Origin of the sequence: Corynebacterium propinquum DSM 44285 (assembly GCF_000375525.1) — a bacterium.
GTDB lineage: Bacteria > Actinomycetota > Actinomycetes > Mycobacteriales > Mycobacteriaceae > Corynebacterium > Corynebacterium propinquum.
In genome coordinates this window covers 17,107-39,053 of sequence record NZ_AQXC01000006.1, presented here as the reverse complement: position 1 = coordinate 39,053, position 21,947 = coordinate 17,107, and the positions used below count along the sequence as shown (strand labels likewise).

Annotated in this window: 16 protein-coding genes; 1 reads left to right on the top strand and 15 read right to left on the bottom strand. The window is 57.5% G+C overall.

All coding sequences use genetic code 11. From position 1 onward, the window contains the following. Nucleotides 1-26 precede the first annotated feature (26 nt). From fepB to B142_RS12925, 13 genes are all read right to left on the bottom strand, one after another. The gene (fepB, locus tag B142_RS0106370) at nt 27-1,127 is read right to left on the bottom strand and encodes a Fe2+-enterobactin ABC transporter substrate-binding protein (protein ID WP_018120713.1); all 1,101 of its coding nucleotides are present in this window, start codon (nt 1,125-1,127) and stop codon (nt 27-29) included. Between the two features lie 111 nt (nt 1,128-1,238). Continuing rightward, nucleotides 1,239-4,874 carry a non-ribosomal peptide synthetase gene (locus B142_RS0106365; protein WP_018120712.1) on the bottom strand — a complete coding sequence of 1,212 codons (3,636 nt, stop codon included), beginning with the start codon at nt 4,872-4,874 and terminating at the stop codon, nt 1,239-1,241. Between the two features lie 5 nt (nt 4,875-4,879). Further along, nucleotides 4,880-5,149 (bottom strand): phosphopantetheine-binding protein, encoded by a 270-nt coding sequence (locus tag B142_RS0106360; protein WP_018120711.1) that lies wholly within the window; start codon nt 5,147-5,149, stop codon nt 4,880-4,882. 37 nt (nt 5,150-5,186) lie between these two features. After that, nucleotides 5,187-6,779, bottom strand: a complete 1,593-nt coding sequence (locus B142_RS0106355; RefSeq protein ID WP_018120710.1) for a (2,3-dihydroxybenzoyl)adenylate synthase — start codon at nt 6,777-6,779, stop codon at nt 5,187-5,189. Nucleotides 6,780-6,794: 15 nt separating this feature from the next. Continuing rightward, a complete protein-coding gene (locus B142_RS0106350) occupies nt 6,795-7,901 on the bottom strand; it encodes an isochorismate synthase (RefSeq protein WP_018120709.1) in 1,107 nt (368 codons plus the stop codon). Next, nucleotides 7,898-8,572, bottom strand: a complete 675-nt coding sequence (locus B142_RS0106345; protein WP_018120708.1) for an isochorismatase family protein — start codon at nt 8,570-8,572, stop codon at nt 7,898-7,900. The genes B142_RS0106350 and B142_RS0106345 overlap by 4 nt, the downstream gene beginning before the upstream one ends. Nucleotides 8,573-8,574: 2 nt before the next feature. Then, a complete protein-coding gene (locus tag B142_RS0106340) occupies nt 8,575-9,384 on the bottom strand; it encodes an ABC transporter ATP-binding protein (RefSeq protein WP_018120707.1) in 810 nt (269 codons plus the stop codon). Continuing rightward, complete coding sequence (locus B142_RS0106335; protein ID WP_026167902.1) at nt 9,374-10,423, bottom strand: FecCD family ABC transporter permease; 1,050 nt, start codon at nt 10,421-10,423, stop codon at nt 9,374-9,376. The genes B142_RS0106340 and B142_RS0106335 overlap by 11 nt, the downstream gene beginning before the upstream one ends. Further along, complete coding sequence (locus B142_RS0106330; protein WP_026167901.1) at nt 10,424-11,425, bottom strand: FecCD family ABC transporter permease; 1,002 nt, start codon at nt 11,423-11,425, stop codon at nt 10,424-10,426. 12 nt (nt 11,426-11,437) lie between these two features. Next, nucleotides 11,438-12,562: a hypothetical protein gene (locus B142_RS12930; RefSeq protein WP_051067310.1), complete on the bottom strand. Its 1,125-nt coding sequence runs from the start codon at nt 12,560-12,562 to the stop codon at nt 11,438-11,440. Nucleotides 12,563-12,632: 70 nt separating this feature from the next. Continuing rightward, complete coding sequence (locus tag B142_RS13760; RefSeq protein WP_018120703.1) at nt 12,633-14,939, bottom strand: hypothetical protein; 2,307 nt, start codon at nt 14,937-14,939, stop codon at nt 12,633-12,635. Between the two features lie 65 nt (nt 14,940-15,004). After that, the gene (locus B142_RS0106315) at nt 15,005-15,988 is read right to left on the bottom strand and encodes an ABC transporter substrate-binding protein (protein ID WP_236658152.1); all 984 of its coding nucleotides are present in this window, start codon (nt 15,986-15,988) and stop codon (nt 15,005-15,007) included. 245 nt (nt 15,989-16,233) lie between these two features. Continuing rightward, a complete protein-coding gene (locus tag B142_RS12925; protein ID WP_018120701.1) occupies nt 16,234-18,810 on the bottom strand; it encodes a YncE family protein in 2,577 nt (858 codons plus the stop codon). 459 nt (nt 18,811-19,269) lie between these two features. On the opposite strand from B142_RS12925, the gene B142_RS0106305 reads away from it, so the two are divergent. After that, nucleotides 19,270-19,992, top strand: a complete 723-nt coding sequence (locus B142_RS0106305; protein ID WP_039733947.1) for an SDR family oxidoreductase — start codon at nt 19,270-19,272, stop codon at nt 19,990-19,992. Here B142_RS0106305 and B142_RS0106300 read toward each other — a convergent pair. Both B142_RS0106300 and B142_RS0106295 read right to left on the bottom strand, forming a co-directional pair. Then, nucleotides 19,981-21,252: an alpha/beta hydrolase-fold protein gene (locus tag B142_RS0106300; protein WP_018120699.1), complete on the bottom strand. Its 1,272-nt coding sequence runs from the start codon at nt 21,250-21,252 to the stop codon at nt 19,981-19,983. The genes B142_RS0106305 and B142_RS0106300 overlap by 12 nt on opposite strands. 121 nt (nt 21,253-21,373) lie before the next feature. Next, on the bottom strand, nt 21,374-21,856 hold the full coding sequence (locus B142_RS0106295; RefSeq protein ID WP_018120698.1) for a ferritin: 483 nt from the start codon (nt 21,854-21,856) through the stop codon (nt 21,374-21,376). Nucleotides 21,857-21,947: the final 91 nt, after the last annotated feature.

The following is a 21,947-nucleotide window of genomic DNA, read 5'->3' as shown; positions in this document are numbered from 1 at the left end:
TAATTTCATCGCGTTATTTCTTCACGTTACTTCGCAAAATGCTTCTCTAGCTCATCCAGCATCATCATGGCGCTGAAGTAATCCAGGCGGAATAACTCTGGACTCAGCAAATACACCTCACCCGCAGTGATGGCCGCATTGTCTGCCAACAATGGGTTGTTCTTAAGCGCCTCGACTGGATCGTCGCCGGTGGTGCTCATCGTCAACACGGTGTTACCGGTAATTGCCTTCGGGGCATTTTCCGGAACCACGGTCTTCACATCCTTGCGCGCGCCCCGTGGCCCAGCGGTATCGACGATCTCCTCATCCGGCACCACAACCTCGAATCCGACATCCTCCAACAGCTGACCCTGGGCGGACTCCGCACTCCAGAAGTTCAAACCGCGATCACCAGGCAGTGGCATCACGAAGTTCGTCGGCTGCTCCGGCAACTCGATTGCGCCGGTAACCTCTTCCAGGCGATCCTCATACTGTTGAATCGCCTCGGCGGCATCTTTTTCGTGCCCGGTGGCCTCCGCAAGCAGACTCATGATCTCATCCCAGCCCTGGTCGGAATAATCAACCACCACGACTGGCACACCAATCGCGCTGAGCTTGTCATACTCAGCCACCGCCGAATCCTGACCACTGGCACTCACGACGATCATGTCCGGATCCTGCGCCGCGATAGCCTCTACATCAACCTCGAGGTTGTACAAACTTTCGACGCCGTGCTCCTTGGCTTCCTCAGCCCACTGCAAGAAAAATCCCTGTTCGTCGGCAAGCCCACCGGCCTTCGCACCACCAGTCGCTTTAATGGGGGCATCCATAGCCAGCAAAGAGCCGGTTAAGGTCACGGAGGTCGACACGATATTCTTCGGCTGCTCAGTGATTTCAACTTCTTCGGTATCACCAGTGACTTCGCCATTGTTCACAACGAGCGAATCCACAGTCCGCGGCCACGAGGTGGCATCGTCTTCACTGCCAGCACTGTCGCTCGCGGAATCGGAACTCGTGGCTTCGGCGCTCGTGGTTGCGGTGCCGGAGGCGTTGGCGTCTTCGTCAGCTTGGCTGCAGCTGACCAGCAACAAGCTGAATGCGGTCAGGGCTGCGCCAGTAATCTGGACACGGTGGCGACGAATTTTCATTTCTCTTCCTTCTGCGTTTCTATGAGCTAAAGCATAACTCAATTGGGTAGTCTAACCTCACAGGTAGGTTTCAGGCAATGGTTAACAATATTTTATTCTTCCCACACCTGTTTACTCACCCACCACCAAAAGATCCTTGACGACGAACTCGAGTACCTCCGGCGCCACCATTCCCGGGTGCGTGGCGTCGACACGATGCTCAGTCACCTCAGCACAATGCGGCTGCCATGCATCCGCGATTAATAACGGCGAACGCTGGTCTGCTTCCGCCGCCGCCACCACACAATGCACTGTGCCCGGATAAAACCGGGTGCTATGGCTGCGCATCTGCGCGGAATTATGCCGCACCATGGCTACGATCATCTCGACCTCCTCGTTACTCAACTGGCCGAATACTCCATCGGATTCGCGCAGGCACCGCACTACGTCGCTCGCGGATTCCACAGCGCCACGCACACCAGCCATGTCGCACACTCCAGCCAATAATTCCTGTTCGGTGGGGGCCGGTAACTGCTTCCACACCTCCGCCGGGTAGGAATCAAGCAGCACCACCGCAGACACCGCAATATCAGTTTCTGCAAGCGCCGCCGCACAATCTTGCGCCACAACTCCACCGACGCTCCAGCCCAGCAACTGGACACGTGCCACCCCACGCACACGCAGCATCTCGCACACACGAGCCACCTTTTCTGACAAGCTCACCGCCGGCTCTGTGGCTTGCACGCACACAATTCCGCGGCCGTCGTGTGGCACCAAGGATGCTAGTGAGAAATATGACCAGCTCAACCCGCCTGCCGGGTAGAAACACACGATGAGATCTTCACCAGCGCTGCTGCAGGCATTGCTATCAGCACCGATGGGCTCACGCAGCCACAAAAATTCACTGAAGCCATCTTGCCGTCGCACCCGCGACAACCCAGCAGGTGTCGGATTGGCAAAAACATCGGCAACCCGCAGATGCAGCATTTTCGCCACCTGGATCGCAGTCAAGGAATTTCCGCCAGCTTCAAAAAAATGCGTGCTCGGGTCGGTGATATCAGCGCATAAGACCCGGCTAAAAGCGGCCAGTACCACTTCTGTTCCTAAATCCGACCCCGAATCCGACCCAGAATCCGACCCAGAATCCAGCCCCGGATTGTCATTAGGGTCCGGCAATTGCGCGCGGTCGAGTTTGCCGTTGATGGTCACGGGAATGTCAGCAATTCGGAGAACCAAGCTCGGCACCATATACGCAGGTAACTGGGCACGGCACTGTTCAAGAATGTCCGAACGGAGCGTATCACTGAGCTCATCACTGGGCTCACCACTGTGCTCACCACTGAGCTCATCGAGCACCACATAAGCCACCAGCGCGGGCTGGCCTCGATAGTCTCGCAGTAGCGCCACCGCACCTGCCACAGCGGGATGTTTTTGGATGACAGTTTCCACCTCACCAAGCTCAAGCCGCTGACCACGCAGTTTTACTTGCGCATCTTTCCGGCCCAAATAGTGTAACTGGCCGTCGGCAAGCCACAACGCATAATCGCCGGTGTCATAGGTTCCGTTCTGGAAAGCCTCGCTTACCAGCCCCTTGTACCCACGCGCGACTTGCATGCCGCCGATGATCAGTCGCCCACCAAACCCAATGGGCAGCTGCCGAGACTGAAAATCAACAATCGCAATCTCGGTATTCCACACCGGCGTTCCAATGGGAACAGACTGCTGATCCGCATCAGTAACGGTGTGTGCGGTGACATCAATCGCGGCTTCTGCCGGGCCATAAAGGTTGTGTACCTCGGCGCCCAATTGCACACGCGCCGCTTGCGCAAGACTGGCAGGCAACGCTTCGCCAGAGACCATCACGTTGCGCAGATAAACCGGCAACTGCGGATCATGCGCACTCAAATAACCCTGCAATGCCGAAGGAACAAAATGGCACAGGCTTGCTCGCGACGAATGCAACGCCGCTTGCACGGCCTGTGGATCTTTGTGTTCTTCTGGGGCCAACACCCACGCGCCCATGCCATAGGTCAACGGGTACAAGTATTCCCAAATGGAGACATCAAAGGACGACGGTGTTTTATGCAGCAGAATATCGTCACTGGTCAGATCATATTTTTCCGCCATCCATGCCAGGCGGTTGGTGATTCCCGCATGCGTGTTCACCACCGCTTTCGGCGTGCCCGTCGACCCGGAAGTGAAAATGATGTAGGCGGCATCGCCAGGCTCTCGTTTCACCGGCGCGATCGGCGAGTGCGGTGGTTGTGCAGGATCAATAACCGCCCCGCCGATACTCGGCCCACCAATCTGAATGTGCGCTTGCACGGTCTGTGCCATCGCTTGCCGACGCTCGGCTGGAAGCTGCGGATCGATAGGGACAAAAACACCGCCCACTGTGATCACCGCGCCGACGGCCACCAGAAAATCCACGCCTCGTTCCAGGTGAATAGCCACCGCTTGTCCTGGCTGCACACCGGCCGACAGCAGTGCGTTGGCCAGGCCAAAGACTCTTCCCGCTAGTTCTGCGGTGGTGAGGTGTTCCCGCTTGGTGCGCAGCAGAATTTTCTGTCCGCCATCTGTGGCGTCATAGTGGGCGCATCCTAAAACCGTCGCGAGATGCGCGCCCAATGTGGGTGCGGCAATCGTATGCGTCGGGCCCTGGAAAGCCGCGATTTCTTGGCGTTCTTCCGGGAGCAAGAAATCCGGCTCATCTGGGTGCTCAATAGCAAAAGCAATGCGTGCTGCATGCTTATCCACCACATCCTGCAGGTTGCTGCCACGAGCCATGACAAAAATATCGCGCTCGCCACGCAGGCAGGATTGCACAATGATTTCTATATCCGGGATGGGGCCCACGCTGATGGTACGCAACGAGCCAATCACGCCACCGCAACGAAACTGGGTGCTGAAGGGGCGAATATTGATGTGTGGGCAGGTTCCGGAATACGCTGCATCGCGAAATTCATTCGCATAAGCATCGTAGCTGCGGGTGTTGATACTTACTTGCGGGCGCATATCCACCGCCACTTGCCCCATGGGGCGATTCATCTGGGGAAATCCCAGGAAGATTTCCGGAGTATTACCCAGGCTGGCGCAATACTGTGCCACAATATTGTGCACCGGCCCGGGGGTACTAATACGGGCATAGCCAGTAACGACGACCTCATCCACCCCGCGTGCTGCCCCAAGCAGAAGGGCAGATTGTTGTTCCGGATCAGCGGGGCGAAAATCTGCTGGTGGCTGGTCGCTTGCAAGCGCACTCACCGGCGCAAATGGAATCGCTGGGTCTGGATCCCCAACTACGCGCGCACTGTAGGTAGCACAGATAAACTCCAGCATCCGGTGGATGGAATAGCCGTCACCAACCAAATGATGAAACCGCGCCAACCAGGCAGTCGTGCCGTCGGCAAGCTGCAGCAGATAATGCTCAGTCAGTGCGCTTTTCCCGGATACCGTGGCGGTACGCGATGCCCAGGTGAACAATTCCGGCCCGTATTTTAGCTCGCTGTGTGCGAGATGCACCGGGATGTACTGTTGGGGCCCATCGGGTGCTTGTGCATAACGTGCCTTCTCGGCGCTGTAGTAATCGGCGCAGACTACCGGGAGTTTTTGCAGGCAGTCCTGGATGCACGCGCGCAACAGTGGACGATCCAATTCACCGGAAAAATGCAGCAACTCCGCGCATTGAAACTGCGCGCTTTCAGGGCGTGCACTCTGCGCCAACCAAATATCGCGTTGGGTGGCGGAAAGATAAAAATTCTGCACCACAATCCTTAGTTTTCTGCAAAAGTTGCTAACCACTGGCGCAGATACGGCTGCTCAAAAAGTACGTGGAATTGCACGTTGTAGCCCGCCAATCGCCAGTTTTCCGCCAGGGTGACTAAACGAATGGAATCCATCCCCTGGTCGGTCAGCGGGACGTCGTCGGAAAGCGCATCGGGGTCGCAATCTAAAATCGCGGCGATATCGGCGCGCAATTGGGAAAGCGTCATCGTGGGTTGCTCAGTCGGTTGGCCGGTCGGTTCAGAAAAAGGTTCAGACATGGTTTGGCTTACTTCCTTAAGGTTAGAAAAATAGTGTTTAGACGAATTGGTGCTGGAGTTGGCGCCGCAGATCTTTCCGGCTGATCTTGCCGACGCCGGTAAATGGGAAGTTCGCTGCAATGCGGAAGACATCCGGAATTTTGTATTCCGCCACGCCGCGTTTCCGCAGATGCTCGCGGATTTCGGGTTCTGTCAGCTGTTCGGTCAGAATGAATGCACCGCAGCGTTCGCCCAGGTAGTCATCTGGCACAGAGACCACGGCTGCATCGTTGATTCCCGGATGGGCAAGTAGGTGATTTTCAATTTCTTCCGCAGAAATTTTCTCCCCACCGCGGTTGATTTGATCTTTCTCCCGACCTTCAATCACCAAATGCCCGGTGGGCAACTGACGGACGATATCGCCCGTGCAATAAAATCCGTCTTCAGTAAAAGCCCCCGGATCCGCGTGATTAAAATATCGCCGGATGGTGTACGGACCACGGGTCAACAACCGCCCGCTTTCCCCCAGCGGTACTTCTTTGCCGTTGTCATCCACGATGATGATTTCATCGGCAGGCGACATCGGCCGCCCCTGGGTATTGATGACCAGGTCGTGGCTATCGTGCAAACGCGTGTAATTCACCAACCCTTCCGCCATTCCAAACACCTGCTGCAATTGACAGCCGATGGCCTGACTTACCCGCTGCGCCGCCTCCGGAGTCAATTTCGCCCCGCCGACCTGCAGTAACTGCAGGCTTGCTAGATCGCAGCGCAGCATCGGCTGCAGCCGCGCCCACATCAAAGCCAGCGGCGGGACCAACGCGGTCATGGTTACCTGATGCTGAGCTATCATCGCCATCATTGCCGACGGCGCTGGTTCATCGCACATGACGACGGTTCCGCCTGCATACAGCACTCCTAAAATGCCTGGCGAGGACATCGTGAAATTGTGTGAGGCGGGCAAAGCCACCAGGAAGCGGGTCTGCGGCGATAATTGGCAGATCTTCGCGGATTCGCGCACGGAATACAGGTAATCCGCATGGGTGCGTGGAATCAGCTTCGGGGTTCCAGTGGTACCGCCTGATACCTGCAAAAATGCTAGATCAAGTGCGCTGGGCGCAGCGGGGTGAAATACCTGTGCAGTCGAAGCCTGAGCATCCGAGGCTTGCGCATGCCGCGGTGCGGGCTCAGTGATCATGAGCAGACCCGGGAAGGTCTCCTGCAGCACCGCAGCATCTGCCCCGGCGCGGGTGGATCCGATATACCCAGCAGCGGAAGTCGTGCGAATGAAGTGAGTGATCTCCGCTAAACCGTGTGAGTTCAGGCTAAATACTGGCACTGCTCCCACGCGGAATACCGCTGCCACATAAACGACGTAGTCGACGATATTCGGCAGCTGGATCACGACGTAGTCAGTACCGCGAATTCCCCGCTCGGTTAATGCTGCCGCGGTGGCGTCGATGGCTGTGGCGAGTTCTTGGTAGCTTAGCGACGCCCAATTGCCGTGCAGATCAGGCCCGCAGATTGCCTCGCGTTGCGGGTAGCGCCGCGCAGCATCGTGGAAAAAGTGCGCGAACGTATCGTCTGTCCATAATCCTGCCTGTCGATAAGCGTCGACGACGTCGGCAGGATACAGCGGATCGTGCTCCATGTGGTGTCTTTCTCCTTAAATCCCCAGTGCTGCGCGCACTGGACCCAATTTGAATGTGGTTTCTTCCAGCTCGGTGTCTGGATCAGAGTCAGCGACGATTCCGCCGCCGGCATACGCGGTTGCTGTGTCGCCGTCGAGCAGTGCGCTGCGGATAGCCACCCGCCATTCCCCGTCACCGTTTTCATCCGCCCAGCCCACGGTTCCGGCGTATAACCCGCGGTCGGGTTCGTCTGCAGCCAGTATGGATTGCGCTACCGACGCTGGTGCCCCGTTAACGGCGGCCGTGGGGTGCAGCATGCGCGCGAGATCCACCACGCTAAGGTGCGGGTCGCGGAGTTCACCGAGAATACGGGTTCCCAGATGCCAGGTATGAGACGTTTGCATCAGCGATGGCTCATCGGGCACGGTCAACGACGTGCACAGGGGCGCTAGTACCTCGCGGATTCCTTCTGTGACAAACGCGTGTTCGTGCTGGTCCTTACTGGATTGCGCCAATTGCTGGGCTACCTGTTGATCTTTGTCTGGGTCTGCTTGCCGACGCACGCTGCCTGCCAGCGGGAACGAAGAAATAACAGAGCCGGTTTTCCGGATCAGCACCTCTGGACTGTTGCCCAGGAAATACCGGCCGGCGCCCAGGTCTACGAAGTGGCTATAGCAGTCCGTGGAATTACGCGTGAGCTCGGCAAAGACCTGCCACGGATCAATCGCACCCGCGAACTGGTAAACCTCCCGGCGCGACAGCACGATCTTGTCCAGCTCACCGGCGCGAATGCGCTGACGCATCTGCGCTACCCGGGCGGTGTGTTCTGCCAGGCTGGGCAGGTAACTGGTCTTGTGCAACTGACGCACCTCGCGCAGCTGCTTAGTGCTCTGCGCTTGTGCGCCCAGAAACGGTGCATCGGAATGTTCCAGGCGAGAGGGAATAAACAGCGCGGCTGGCTCCCCTGGGTGATACGGCATCGCCCCCACCAAGGCGTGTTCGCCGCGGTGAGCGAATTCCAGCGCAGCATCAACCGAAGCAAAACGACGCGCGATGCCGGTAGCCGTCACCGAAGCAGTAGCGTGGTTGAACACGAACTGCGGCAACGACGACGCAGATTCTGAGGTGGTTGCGTTACTCATAGCTGTGTCACCACGAATCGCTGCGCTACATCCGCAGTGCGGACAACAACGCCGCAGTTCGCGGCTACCCACTCCAGCATTCCGGCGTGCTTGGCCGCAGAAAAGTCCGCGATCGCATCGGCCACCACGAACGGCTGAATATCACGCATGAAGGCATCGGCTGCAGACACCTGACACCCAATATGTCCATAGACCCCGGTGATCAGCAGCTGATCGCGGCCTGCATAACGGAGTGCTTCAGCGAGATCTGTGCGCGCAAAAGCGGAGTACCGCCACTTCGTCAACACATGGTGCTGTGGTTGTGGGGCGATGGCATCAATGATGGCAGCCTGGCTTTCCGTCTGCAGGCCATGGCCCCACCGGTCAGTCAACAATCCGCGACGAATCGCAGCCTGTGCCGGAGGTTGCTGGGAATAAAACACCGGAACACCAGCAGCATCAGCCTGCTCGATCAGCTGCTGCAGATTACGCACCACCGTGCTGATCGGTTCAGCGTCCTGCTGGTAAGCAGCAAGAAAATACTGCTGCATATCGTGCACCAACAACGCAGCGCGGTCACGTTCTAACTGCCAATCCAGAACCGCCGGGGTGCCTGTGGGCTCTGTTGGCTTTGTTGGCTCTGTGGGCAACGCGTCGGCAAGCGAATAGGGAGAAATCGAGGGAATAGACACAACTAACTTTCTTCTTGATCTTTCGGAGCAGGGTTATCTTTCGGAACCACGATGGGCCGGCCAGTTTCTGGGTCCTCGAGCAATATGCACTCCAGCTCGTAGACGGCAGAGATCAACTCGGGGGTCACCACCTCGCCCACCGGCCCATGAGCTTGGATGGCACCGTTTTTCATCACCACCAAGTTGGTGGCATAGCGAAACGCCATGGATAACTCATGCAGCACCATCACCACGGTTTTGCCAGCGTGCTGCAATTTTCGGCTGAGGTTGAGTACCTCCACCTGGTGGGTGATGTCGAGATACGTCGTGGGCTCATCCAGCAGCACCAGCGGAGTATCCTGTGCCAGCACCATGGCCAGCCATACGCGTTGGCGCTGGCCCCCAGACAATTCATCGACGCGCCGGGCAGCATGCTCACTGATCCCGGCTTGTTCCATAGCGGTGGCAACAGCATCTTCGTCCGCGGCGGACCAGGAACCGAAGACGTTTTGGTAGGGGTAGCGCCCGCGGGCAACGAGCTCGTCGACACGAATGCCATCCGGGGTGACCGGCGATTGCGGAAGCATGCTCATGGTGCGCGCAATTTCTTTCGCCCCCATCTCCGCTAAGGGCTTCCCGCCCAGAGTAATCACTCCGGAACTGGGAAGAACTCGGGAAAGCGCACGCAGCAGCGTCGATTTACCGCAGGCATTAGGGCCAACGATCACCGTGATCTCTCCGCGCGGGATGGCGATGTCAACGCCGTCGATAATCGGGGTGCCGCCGTAGCCGACCCGCAGGTTTTCTCCCGCCAGAATCACATCAGTTGTCATTCGTGTGCCACTTTCTCAGTAATAACCAAATCAAATACACCCCGCCGAGGCTGCCCGTCACCACGCCAACAGGAAGCTGCACCGGAGCGAGCAAACGTTGTGCGATGATGTCGCTGGCCAACACCAACACCGCACCCATCAACCCGGAATTCACCATGGCAATGCCGGGATCGAAACGCCGAGCCAACTGCGGCGCTGCCAACGCAACGAAGGCGATAGGCCCGGCGATAGCGACAGATAATGCCGTCAGCACGACCCCTACCGCGATCATCTCCCGACGTCGCCGGTGCACCCGCACGCCTAACCCGGCAGCCAGGTCATCGCCGCTGAGCATGATCTGCAACGGACGCGCCAGCAGCAATGCGAGCGGGACTACCACCACCAAGATCGCCACCAGCACACCGATTTCTGGCCAGGTGGTGGCATTCAGCGATCCCGCCAGCCACTGCGCGGCGGTTTGTGCCGGTCCTAGCTCCGCGCGCACAATCAGAATCGAATTGAGCGCTTGCAAGATGGCTGCGGCACCAATTCCGACCAGCACTAGTTGGGTGCCGCTGACCTTCCGGTTTTTGATGCTCAACAGGTAAACCAGCGTCGCACTGGCCACGCCACCCAACATTGCTCCTACCCCGATCGCCGCCGGACCAGCCTGCAAGATAATGATCGCGAACAGCGCCCCGGATGCTGAGCCGGTGCTAAAACCGATGATGTCCGGGCTGCCCAGCGGATTATTGGACAGGCGCTGGAAAATATTTCCGGCCAGCCCCAGTGCCGCGCCCACCATGAGCGCGCCAAATACGCGGGGCAAACGCTGGTCTTGCACGAAATATCTGATCAAAGGATCATCCCCGATGCCGAACAAGCCTGCGACGGTTTGTTGCAGCGTCATCGGATAATCACCCAACAACAAGCCCACGATCGATGCCGCGATAATGACCAGGATGAGTACCGCAGTAGTGCACAAGCTGGAACGATAAAAACGGATTCCGGCAAGGTGGACATAACGGCTCGGCGCGCTGGTATGCATTCTGTGCCGCATCTACACCGCTCCAATCTTCTTCATGCGCACCACGGCAATGAAAATCGGCCCACCCAGCACCGCTGATAACAGCCCAGTTTGTACTTCCTGCGGCATTATCACCACCCGCGCCAACACGTCGGCAGCCAACAAAAACACCGGCCCAATGACCACAGATCCAGCGAGGATCGCACGGTTATCGTGGCCGAATAGCCCACGCGCAGCATACGGAACGGCCAAACCGACAAACATCAACGGACCCACAGCAGCAGTGGCAGTACCAGCCAGAATGGTGATAGCGCTAAACGTCAGCACGCGGGTGCGCCAGACTTTCACGCCCAATGCCGTGCCCATTTCTTCCCCTAAAGACAAAGCATTCAACGACGGTGCCGAAGCAAAAGCACACACCAAGCCCAGGACAATAAACACCCAGATATGCTCCAGCACCGGCCACCCGCGTCCTTCCACGGAGCCAGCAGCCCAATAGCGAAACTCATTGAACGCATTCGCGTTAGACAAAATAATGGCCTGCACCAAAGAACTAATTGCCATGGAAATCGCCACACCCGCCAAGGTCAAACGCGCCGGGCTGGGTACCGAATGCCTACCCGCGCCACCGAGCAAATAGACCATGATGCTGGCCAGCAAAGCGCCGACGATGGCCAAGAAGATGTAATTGTTTATCCCTTGCACGCCAGCAAACGCCACCCCGGCAACCACCGCGATAGAAGCCCCAGCATTAATGCCCAGGATTCCCGGGTCGGCTAGTGGGTTGCGCGTTAACGCCTGCATCAACGCACCGGCCACACCGAGTGCGGCCCCCACCAACACCACCACGATCGTGCGCGGAAGCCGCTGCTGCAAAACCAAGGTATCCGTGGCGGTATCGCCGTTATTGCTTAACGACGCCCACACCTGACCAGGACTAATACTGTTGGAGCCGAATAATAGCGAGGCTGCGATCGCCACACCCAACACAGCCACCGCGAGCACAGTGGCTGGAAGAAAACTGATTCTCGTCATTATGGATGCGCACTACCCGCCGTGGAAATACTGCGTTGGGCGCTGGTATTGCTCTTCCCGACGATCACGGCGCAGTTGTAGCAGCACCCAGACATTGATCGCAGTGAGCCCCACCAGCAAAATCGCGCCACCGACGAACAAACCGATCACTGGTGCGCGCGCACCAGAAGCCTGCTGGGCAGCGGCCTGGGAAATAGCACTGGGCTGCGAGGGATCATCCGCATTTTTATCGAAGACGCCAGCGGTGCCGGTACCCGCGTCTTGGGCCAAGAATGCACCGTCGATGCCGATCGCTCCTGCACCGGCGGCACCGGCTGCAGCCCCGTCGCCAGTGTGTGTTCCAGCTGGCGCGACAGCACCAGCCGCACGGCCAGCACCACCGCCACCACCGGAATTACCAGCAGCACCAGTGCTTCCTGCAGCCGTAGATCCAGCTCCGCCACCTCCGGCGGCAGCACCACCTGCACCAGCGTTACCTCCGGAGCGTGCTGGTGCCGCAGCACCTGCCCCTTGGTTCCGCGCAGCCGGTTGACCTTGCCCACGAGCCGGAGCCTGTCCCTGGTTGCGTGCTGGCTGGTTACGGTTGGACTGGGCCGCACCGGCTTGGTTGTTGCGTGCCGGTTGATTCTGGCCTGCACCACCAGCTTGGCCTTGCGGACGTTGGCCACCTGCACCAGCACCAGCGTTGCCGCCAGCACGGGCTACCACCGTGAAATCAGAACCGGCGCGGGCGGTATATCCCAAGTTGTTTTCGCCACCAGTCGCTAGGTAACGCAACCAGTGTCCGCCGGGTGCCATGGTGCACGGAATCTGCAACGAGCCAGAGGCTGTGCCGCCGCTACCAATGCGCTGGGTCTGTACGACTCCCGCGCCGTGGGTGGCTTGATCGGTTCCGTCGCCGTCGTCAATTTTGATGTGTACGGTTTCGCCAGCAGGAAAGCCCGCGACGTTCCAGTTAAGCGTGCCGCATTGTTCTACTGTTCGCGGGCTCACGCTTGTCGACGTACCCGGCGTATCCGCGGATGCTCCTCCCGGTGGCAATGCCGCCGCGGGAAAAGCCGTGGCGACTACTGCCCCGGACAACACCGCGACGAGACTAATTCGGCGTACTGCCTGCAGGAACTTCTGCCCACTCATGATCATCTTTTCTTCACATCCGGTCTTGTGACTCTGGTGTTAACTGACTTTGCTGTTATCCCGCGCCAATTCAGCGTTTCTTTCGGGCCACGAGCCCCACTGCGACCGCCGCGACTGCCGAAATCAGCAGGCCAGCCGCAATCAAGCCCCAGTCCGCTGCGCTCATGGCGGAAGCACTAGCCGTCGCCAAGCGTGGGGTGGCTGCAGTGCGTCCCATGCTGTTTTCCGCCAGCTGATTACCCAGGTCCAGGTCCACCCAGCCGAGCAAGCCGGAATCGTCGCTGATGGCTAGCGTGTATGAGCCGTCGGGAAGCCCAGAGGTATCGAAGGCAATCTCGCCGAATTCGTCGACCTGCGCCCAACCAACCGGGGTGGTTTTTGTTTTGTCGTCGGTGTAGATGTGCAGGAATACCCAATCACCAGGTTGTTTTGTCGGCAGTTGGATGTAGACCAGATCACCATCAAAGACGGCAGCCAGGCCACCCGAGTTGCTCTCATCCAGATCTTCGCGCTTGTCGACGGGCTGGTTCGGTTCGTGCTCAGGCTTAGCAGGCCAATGACTGGCAGGGTTGTCCGGTTGCTGGATCGCCGAGGCATCAACCGCAAAGTTTGTTCCCGCTGAATTTTGGGCGCCACCGTTATTCGCAGCGCTAGCCAGTCCGGCTGTCGGAGCCTGCGCGATACCCGCGCTGACGTTATCGACCGTCGAAGCTTGCACTACCCGGTAGTTCTCATCGGCATAATCGCCATCAGCAGCTAGCACGCCATCGTCATAGTGCGCGGCTTCTGCATAGCCCGCATCAGCCTCGGCGGGGTTGGCGACGAGTGTCGAGTTTTCCACCTGTGCCAGCAGTTTTTTCAGCTCGCCATCCAGCGTGCCTACCGCGGCGGTGAATTCGTCGATCTGCTTCGTCCCAGATTTATTCGTCCCAGAATTAGATGTCGCCGCCTGACCAGCAGCACCGGTGTCTCCAGTGGCCGCACCAGTTGTTCCAGCTGCTCCGGAAGCACCGGCATTGCCTGTAGTGCCGACAGTGCCTGCTGTACCCGAGGTACCTGGGCGTGGTGCAGAAACCGTTGGGTTCTTCGGTTCCCACCAGTTCCACCCCAGCACCGCGTTTTTATTGTCTTGGTTTCCACTCTGGATCACCAATTTCAATGCACCTTCCGGCACACGAACCGGTTTGCCATTGACGGTGTCCAGCGGCAGGGTGAGCTCGCCTTTATCGTCTAGACGCGCCCAGTAATTTCCCCACGGCAAGCGGGGTGAGCCATCAGCGATATAGGTGCTGGCGAAAACCCAGTCGCCCTTTTTGCCACCGTTGACGGCTACGCGTAGGGAGTTTTTATTCTCGGTGATGCTCAGATCGTGTTCGCTGCCCTTCGGAATATCCTCGTCATAGTGGACAGGCTCCGGCGGCACCGACGGGCGGTACTCACCGACGACAAAAGGCAACCGGGTGGTAAAAACCGGGTCGTTTTCTTGCAGGGAACCAGACAGCACCTGGATGGTGTGCTCGCCTTCCTGCAAAATGTTTTTCGAGTTCGCAGGCGTCGGCAAGTCCAATTCCAGGTCCAGGGTGCCGTTTTTTGGATCGGCTTGTTCTACGTGCCAGATCGTGGCGTTGGCGTATTTGCCATCGGTTCGGGTGACCTGTCCGGCATTGAATTTGAAAGCCACGCGCGCGCCGCCGGATTCGGTATTACAAAAACCAGCTCCGGTGATTTTTACTTTTCCATCCACGGCTAGCTTTGCGGCTTTGATTTCTGGTTTCGGTGTGGTGTTGGTGCACGCAATGATTTCTTTTTTCGGTGGCACATATTCCACCCCGCCGACTACCAACCACGGGCTGGTCAAAGAATGCTGCTCTTGCCCCGCAATCAGGCCGCTGGCTGCGTTGACGCGCAGAGCTTGCCCCGCCTGCAGGTTACTCGGCAACGTGATTTTTTCTTCGAAATTGCCGTTGCTATCGGCATGAAACTGCGCCCAGATGGTGTGATCCGGTTGCCCATTCCCCGGGTGGTTAATGATATCTTGGGTGCGTGTGAGCTGCGCGTTGTTTTCCACGTTCAGTTTTACGGTGATGGTGGAACCGGCACCCCATTTTTGCCCGCGCACCACCGCTTGACCACCAGGAGCGACGTCTTTTTGTACCTGCAATACGGTGCCGTCTTTTTCTGCCTGCACCACGGTGATGGTGCCAGTATCTGCCTGGTTTTGGGCTTGCGTCTGCGCCTGGGCCTGCGGGATCAGCGGCGAATTGGGGGCCAACCCGACCGCTGGCATTCCGGCAAGTAGTACACAGGAGAATCCAGCCAGTACAGCAGGGCGGGTAAAGAAACGATTGCGGGAAGCAAAAGGCTGAGAAGAAAGCATGGGAGGCGATCCTTAAATGAGAGCCAGTAAATGAGAGCCAGTGTGGGCACGAGCTTTACTGGGGGCTAAACCAAAGCGGCGTTGATGTCATCCAAAATTTTGTGCATGAGCAGCGGACCACCGGTGGACGTCCAGGCCGAACCATCGACCGGGATGATGCGGTTGGCTTGGAAGGCTTTCAAATCCGTGAACCCAGGGACTTTTTGCGCTTCCTGGATGCTCTTGATGGCATCGTCGACGTCTGCGGCTCCACCGGCTTCTGGGTTATCCACCGAAGAACCGCCCAGGGTGCCGAAGAAAATATAATCCGCGTCGATGTCACTCAGGTTTTCCAGCGAAACCGGCTCGGAGTGGCCGCGGCCTTCGCGATCCTGATTGCTCGGACGTGCTAGGTCAAGATCGTCCAGCGCACGCCCGGCAGGCAGGTCTTTCAAAATCAACGCCGGGGAATTTCCTTGCCACCGGACCACGGAGAACGTGGAGTCTCGGTACTCGTGCAGGGCATCTTTGAGTTGCGCAGCCTTCTCGTCGTAAGCATCGAGTACGTGTTGGCCTTGTTCTTCCATGTTCATCGCTTCGGCGGTCAATGCGAAGTTTTCTCGCCAGTCCCCGCCTGCGTAGCCGGTAAAGACCACTGGTGCGATCTCACGCAAAGCTGCGATGATCGGTGGGTTGTTGTTGATGGAGGTGGCATCAACCAAAATTAAATCTGGGTTAGCGGCGCCAATAGCTTCAAAATTTGGTTGGGCAACCGCGCCCAGTAGTTCGAGATCACCGGCTTGTTCCTGCAGGTAGTTCGCTACCGTGCCCTGGCCACGTCCAGTCACGGTGCCCGCGGGTCGCACGCCCAAAGCCAACAGGCCATCCAACGTCGGTTCGGATAATGCGACGACGCGTTCCGGATGCTCCGGGACGACAACTTCGGTGCCTTCTACATCTACTACCACTCGACTTTCCCCGTCGACAGCCGCAGCCGAAGAATTCCCCGATGCAGACGAACAGGCGCTAAGCCCCAATGAGGAGAGTACGAGCACAACCAGCGCACTCATTGCATGTGAGCGTATTTTCATGGCAACGCAATAGCCTTTCGCATGTGAAAAATAATCGGGGTGGGAATTGGGATGAGGCGTTATCGACGACGATGCCGACAAGCCCGAGCGGTAGTAGATGGAGAACGCACCGCGGAATGAGCGCCTGCCCTGTAACAATTGCTGTGCTCATGACAGTGTTTGTCGCAGTGACCGGCGTTCATTCCGTCAGTCGGGTAGTCCGCGGTGAGCAGACCGCCTAGTTTTTAGCGCAGGTGTGGCGGAACCAGGTGGCTTGGGATGATTCCGATGTGTACCAGGTGCTTGACCAGCTGGCCGACGCCGAATGCCAGCGCACCGAAGCTGAATACGCCGAGTGCGAATTTGATGACGTCGCCGAAAGAGTTGGACTTCGGCAGCTTGAACTGAGAAGACCCAGATGGCTTCGGCTTAGGGGTTGGCTTTGCGGTATTCTCTGGACCCTTCGGATCTGCTGGAGCTCCAGCTGCCCCTGGGTTGTCTGCAGGAGCATTTTCTCCCGCAGGAGCATCGTTTGCCGGAGGGGTCACGTTGCCTGGCTGTTCTGCGTTGCCTGCACCTGCAGCTGGAGCGCTCGGGGTGCCCGTGAACTTGTAACGGTGGATCTGATCGTTGTCGACGCCTTCAGCACGAGAGCGCTTATTCACGGCATAGACGGATCCATCCGGGCCAACGGTGACGTGGTTTGCGTTGGCACCCGCTGACAAGTTAGCCACTACCTCGTGCGTATTCGCATCGATGACAGTGACGGTCGCAGCCGCCCGGTTGGTGACGTATACGCGGTTGTCTTTCGCGTTGTAGGCAGCGTTCAACGCGCCAGCACCGGTTGGTACTTCCTTGATGAAGGCACCATCTTTGGCATTGATGACCACGACATTGCCGGATCCCTGCGAAGCCACGTAGAGGTGGTCTTTACCTGGAACATAGGCCACACCGGATGCACGATCGACCTTGTCACCCAGGTCAAAAACCTGGATTTCGTCGTTATTGCGCACGTTGATGCGGGCTGCCTTCGGGTTCTGCAGCGAAACGGTGTACAGGTTGCCGGTGGTTTGATCCAGGTCCATCGACATCACCGATGGCATACCAGGAACGTCAATCGAGCGAACCAACTTCTTGTCTTTGGCGCTGAAGACATCAATGCGGCCGGCATCTGCCTTACGGTCAACAACCGAGACATAAGCGAGCCCAGTGCTTTCGTCAACGACAACATCGCGAGGGTGGGTCGTGCTCTTCTTCTCAAATTGGTGTACTAGTTCCAGGTTGTCCTGGCGGTAGACAGCTACTTGGTCGCTGCGAGTATTGGTAATCCAGACCAGACCGTTCGCATTGTCCAGGCCGATGCCGTAGGCAGCAGGAGTGCCGTTATCCAGCTTCTTTTCTGCTTTGACTTCCAGGGTGGTGGCATCCAGCTTGTAGATGGAGCCGCTTTCTTGCGGTGGGCGGCCATCGCTGCGGGCGACAAAGACTTCGCCCTTGTTGTTGACCGCGCTCTGGTACAGGCCAGGAGCGGTCTTCGAGGTTGTGATCTCGTAGCTTTGCTCGTTATACGTGGCTTGCGAGGCCGAAATCCGTTGAGTCAGTTCACGGGTTTTGGTTTCGCCGTCAACTTCGTAGCTGAACTGCACCGGTGCGCGGAACGGTGCATCGGTAGGGATCTGCACGTCCTTGATTTCGGCAACGCCCTTGTCGTCGGCAACAGCGCTTTGGCCTTCTGCCAACCAGTTCTTGTCTGCGGTGCCGACGGCGGTGATCTTTGAGCCTGGCTTCAGGTTCACACCGGTGAACGTGACTTTCGCTCCCTGCGCAGCATCGTTGGTCACGTTGCCAGCAGACTGAACCTGCACGGTGGCTACGGCTCGGACTGGGTTCTCGGTACCGGAGCGGAAACCAATCGTGTGCTCACCTTCCAGTGCCTGACCAGGCTGCAGAATCGCGGTACCTTCGACGGTGCCGTGCTCGCTGATCTGCAGAGAATCCTTGGTCTCGCGACCTGCAGCGAACTTCACTGGGGCGTCGCCAAGCTTGGCGACGACGTCCTGGCCTGCTGGGAAGCCTTCCAGCTTAAATTTCACATTTACCTGACCGGCCTTAGTGCCGCGTCCATCAGCACCGAAAGTGGTGGCCTGTACGTCAACAACCTTGGCAGCGTTGTCAGTTTGTGCTGGTGGTACAGCAGGGGCAGGGTCCTGGTTAGCTGGAGGGGTTACAGCACCTGGCTCTGGTTGTGGATCCTGAGCAGCAGCTGCTGGTTCTGCGAGGGTGCCACAGGTGCCTGGCTGGTCACCTTCGGCCAGCACATGGATTTCCGTGGCAATGCTCGCTTGTAATGGAGCAGCACCTAAAACCCGAATTTCGTATTTGCCAGACTTCAGCGGCTTTCCTTGGATATCCGTGGTCGGCAAAACCAATTGAGTTTCAAAGGAACCATCCACCAATGGTGCTGGAAGTCGCAAATCAGTTGGTCCTGGATTTCGTTCAAGACCAGCACCTGCCGATTGATTCTCAGCCCACCAGAGGCTATTCGCATTGAGTTTGAAAGTAAGGTAGCCATCTTCCCCACGTGGAGCGAAGCCAGTGCCTTTCACGGTAACAACATCACCAGGCTTGTAGTTTTTCTGTTCTACCGTGAGGGCGCCTTGACCGCTGGTTGGTCGCGCGGTGAAGCTCGAGCACGTTTGTGCATCCTGTGCGAATGCCGGGGTGGTCTGTACAACGGCCAGGCCGCCGAAAGTGACGCTGGCTGCCATCAAACCAGCGAGAGCACGCTGCGTGGCCCATTTTTTCGGGGTGTGATTATTCACGCAAAACCTTTCTGTCAACAGGCCCCCTCGCACAGCAAGGTTTCCTGTAGGAGAATCTGTAAGAACTGGCAATAGCCTGAAGTTTGTGAAAATCTTCTGGCAGTCTCCAAGTCGAGATCAGGTTAAACCATGAGCGGGATTCAACAAAGGCTTGCCGCACCTTAAATTCATAAAACCAGCCTCACCTCAACCATAGTTACAAAGATTAAGTTGCATATCCAACTAATGATTGAGATATTGCCGCAGCTCAACCCACATCAGAACACAAAATGCAAACTATTCAGGGTGCCTGAACATTTTTTGACAAGGGGCTAATTTCCGGGGGTAGCACACGGCACAAACCACGCTGCGAGTCAAAAAGCACACAGTCGATTGCGGACATAAAGTTCAGGTCAGGCTAGCCAAAACTATGACCAAAATTACGTTGCTGTGCCGTCGACTTTAATCAAAACTAAAAACATGCATGCAGTCATTACCGGCGCCAAAGGCGGAATCGGGCGCGCCTGCGCCAAACTTTTCCACTCCCACAATTACGCGGTGAGTAGCTGGGATTTGCCAGAGGTAGACATCACCGACGCCAATTCTCTCGACGACGCGTTAGCAACCGCAATCAGCACACACGGGCCAATCCACACACTCATCCATTGCGCCGGGATACTACAACCCGATACGCCGTTATCGGAACCCGAAATTTTCAGAAGGCACCTAGAAACCAACGTGCTCGGAGTGGCCAATACTGCCAGCCGAATCGCTACGCACATGCTGCAACAACCGGAAAGTTTTCGTCGGCAAGCGAGTCTGGTGATCATCAGTTCCAATGCGGCCACGACCCCACGGTTGGCCATGGCCAGTTACGCGGCTTCCAAAGCCGCTGCAACCTCATATGCGAAATCGCTCGCGCTGCAACTAGCTCCGCACCATATTCGCTGCAATATCGTCTCGCCCGGCTCCACCGATACTGGGATGTTGCGCAGCATGTGGCACGACGGCACAAGCGCAGACCAGAATATTTCTGCGATTCTCGCAGGCAACCCGGAGCAATTCCGTCTCGGCGTACCACTGCAAAAAATCGCCACCGACGACGAGATCGCCCAAGCCTGCTATTTCTTAGCCTCACCTGCCGCCAGCCACATCACCATGCATGACCTGCGCGTCGACGGCGGGGCCACGCTAGACAGTTAACGTGCGCACATGCTTAAGAAGCTGCGCACGCCAGGACACAAAATCATGGCCGCCCTCGTACACCGTAAGAGCATGCGGCCAGCTGCAGCTTTCCAGTTTGCGCGCTAACAAAAACGCTTTGGCGACACCGACGTCTTCGCGCACACCTACATCAATCTGGATTCGCGGCATGACCGGCTGCGATAAAAACTCCTCAGTAATCCAGCTGTAATTCTGCAGATTATTATCCGTCGGTACCGCCTTGCGATCGGGCCGCCACCATAGCGACGGCGATTGGACCACCACCGCGTCATAGGCATCGGGATACAACTGTGCGATACGCAATGCTGCCAAGCCACCCAGCGATTGCCCAGCTAGGATGCGGTGTTCTGGGCGCAATTCCACGCCATTTTCTGCAGCCAGCGTCGCGACGTATGCAGTCAGCTGTGTGCACACGAATGCCAAAAATTCTTCATCCAGCCCCAGGCGATGCACGCGTTGCGCATTGGAATCATTCACAATCGCCAGCACCGCTAACTGCCGTTTCGAGTTTTCATTCACCGCGGCAATATGGGCGGCCAAGTTGGCTTTCTGCCAATTTTCGCCGTCGAAAAGCGTGAGTAGACCAACTTTTTGCGCCCGCTCATCGCCCGTGTCAGCAGCGCCGTGCATGTCTGCAGCTGGCAAATACAGCAGAAACCGCACGTCATCCAGTTGACCAGGGATTACACGCATCTCCTGCTTGCCGACGGGCAGTGGCTGCGAAATCTCCGAAAGCCCAAAGCCATCCTCACACCACAAGGTGCGGATCGCGTGCGGGTCGCACATCGTGGCGGTGCGGTGGCCTTCAGTAAGTTGAAAACCATAACTGCCCTGGTACTCGGATGATACTGCCACCGAATGAGTCCAGATATCCGTACCTGGAATGTGCGTCATAGCTCCCAGGTCGTATTTTAATTTATCCGTGAGCCGGTTAATGTGCAGGTGCAGGCCGGTCTCCCGGAGCTGGGCCGCGGGAGGAAGCCGTTGGCTGGTCGCAGCCTGTAACTCGCTATGGCGGACCGCAAATATATAAGACGAACCATCTTGGCTGCAGCGGGGAAAACCGCCGGCTGCCACATCGTTCCAGACTGTGTCGAGTTGGGTCGCCCCCGTCGCCGCGCTCGTCGGACCGGCCGAACTTATCCCACGTACAGAATCGGCAGAACCAGCAGAATCTGCTGCAACGGCCTGCTCCAGTTGTCGACGCAGTTCTGCTTCCTCACCCGGTAGCACGTTCATGATTGCATAGGCTACCGTAAATTGAAATAAAAGAAAGACCTCAGGAAAATCCTGAGGTCTTCAAGCAGAGCTCTCAGAGCCAGTCTTTACTAGCTCTTGTAAGCTTTAGAGCTCACCCGACTTAGCGCTCACTCAGCTGGGAGTCGATGCGCAGGATGCCGGATCCGTTGTCGCCTACCAGCTCGAGCTGGTCGATGATCTCGGAAACAGATGCTTCTTCCTCGATCTGCTCGTCCAAGAACCAGTTCAGCAGGGTGCGGGAGTCAACGTCGTCGATCTCGTCAGCCAAGCGAACGATGTCGCGGATCTGGCCGGAAACCTTCTTCTCGTGCTCCAGGGCGGCCTTGAAGGCATCCACTGGCTTCTCGATCTTCAGATCATCAACGCTGATCTCGCCGATCTGTGGCTTCTCGTCGCGATCCAGCAGGTGATCAGCGAACTTCTGTGCGTGCTCGCGCTCTTCGTCAGCCTGCTTAAACATCCAGTCACGCATACCAGGCAGGGACAGCTCGTCGAGCTCGTATGCCAGCTGGGTGTAAATCAAAGCAGCACCGTGCTCATTGGTGACCTGCTTGTTCATCAAGTTAAACAGCTTCTCGTTCATGGAACGATCACACCTTTCTAAGAAAATCAATTCCGAAACCGTCTATCCGATTCCGTGTGCTTTGTTGTGGTTCCCAGAATACCAACAACGC

Coding starts and splice junctions, on each gene's coding strand:
- B142_RS12930 (WP_051067310.1), bottom strand. CDS start 12,562: ATGAGTGGGCAGAAGTTCCTGCAGGCAGTACGCCGAATTAGTCTCGTC.
- B142_RS13760 (WP_018120703.1), bottom strand. CDS start 14,939: ATGCTTTCTTCTCAGCCTTTTGCTTCCCGCAATCGTTTCTTTACCCGC.
- B142_RS0106340 (WP_018120707.1), bottom strand. CDS start 9,384: ATGACAACTGATGTGATTCTGGCGGGAGAAAACCTGCGGGTCGGCTAC.
- B142_RS0106360 (WP_018120711.1), bottom strand. CDS start 5,149: ATGTCTGAACCTTTTTCTGAACCGACCGGCCAACCGACTGAGCAACCC.
- B142_RS0106305 (WP_039733947.1), top strand. CDS start 19,270: ATGCATGCAGTCATTACCGGCGCCAAAGGCGGAATCGGGCGCGCCTGC.
- B142_RS0106315 (WP_236658152.1), bottom strand. CDS start 15,988: ATGAGTGCGCTGGTTGTGCTCGTACTCTCCTCATTGGGGCTTAGCGCC.
- B142_RS0106350 (WP_018120709.1), bottom strand. CDS start 7,901: ATGAGTAACGCAACCACCTCAGAATCTGCGTCGTCGTTGCCGCAGTTC.
- fepB (WP_018120713.1), bottom strand. CDS start 1,127: ATGAAAATTCGTCGCCACCGTGTCCAGATTACTGGCGCAGCCCTGACC.
- B142_RS0106300 (WP_018120699.1), bottom strand. CDS start 21,252: ATGAACGTGCTACCGGGTGAGGAAGCAGAACTGCGTCGACAACTGGAG.
- B142_RS0106295 (WP_018120698.1), bottom strand. CDS start 21,856: ATGAACGAGAAGCTGTTTAACTTGATGAACAAGCAGGTCACCAATGAG.
- B142_RS0106330 (WP_026167901.1), bottom strand. CDS start 11,425: ATGACGAGAATCAGTTTTCTTCCAGCCACTGTGCTCGCGGTGGCTGTG.
- B142_RS0106335 (WP_026167902.1), bottom strand. CDS start 10,423: ATGCGGCACAGAATGCATACCAGCGCGCCGAGCCGTTATGTCCACCTT.
- B142_RS0106355 (WP_018120710.1), bottom strand. CDS start 6,779: ATGGAGCACGATCCGCTGTATCCTGCCGACGTCGTCGACGCTTATCGA.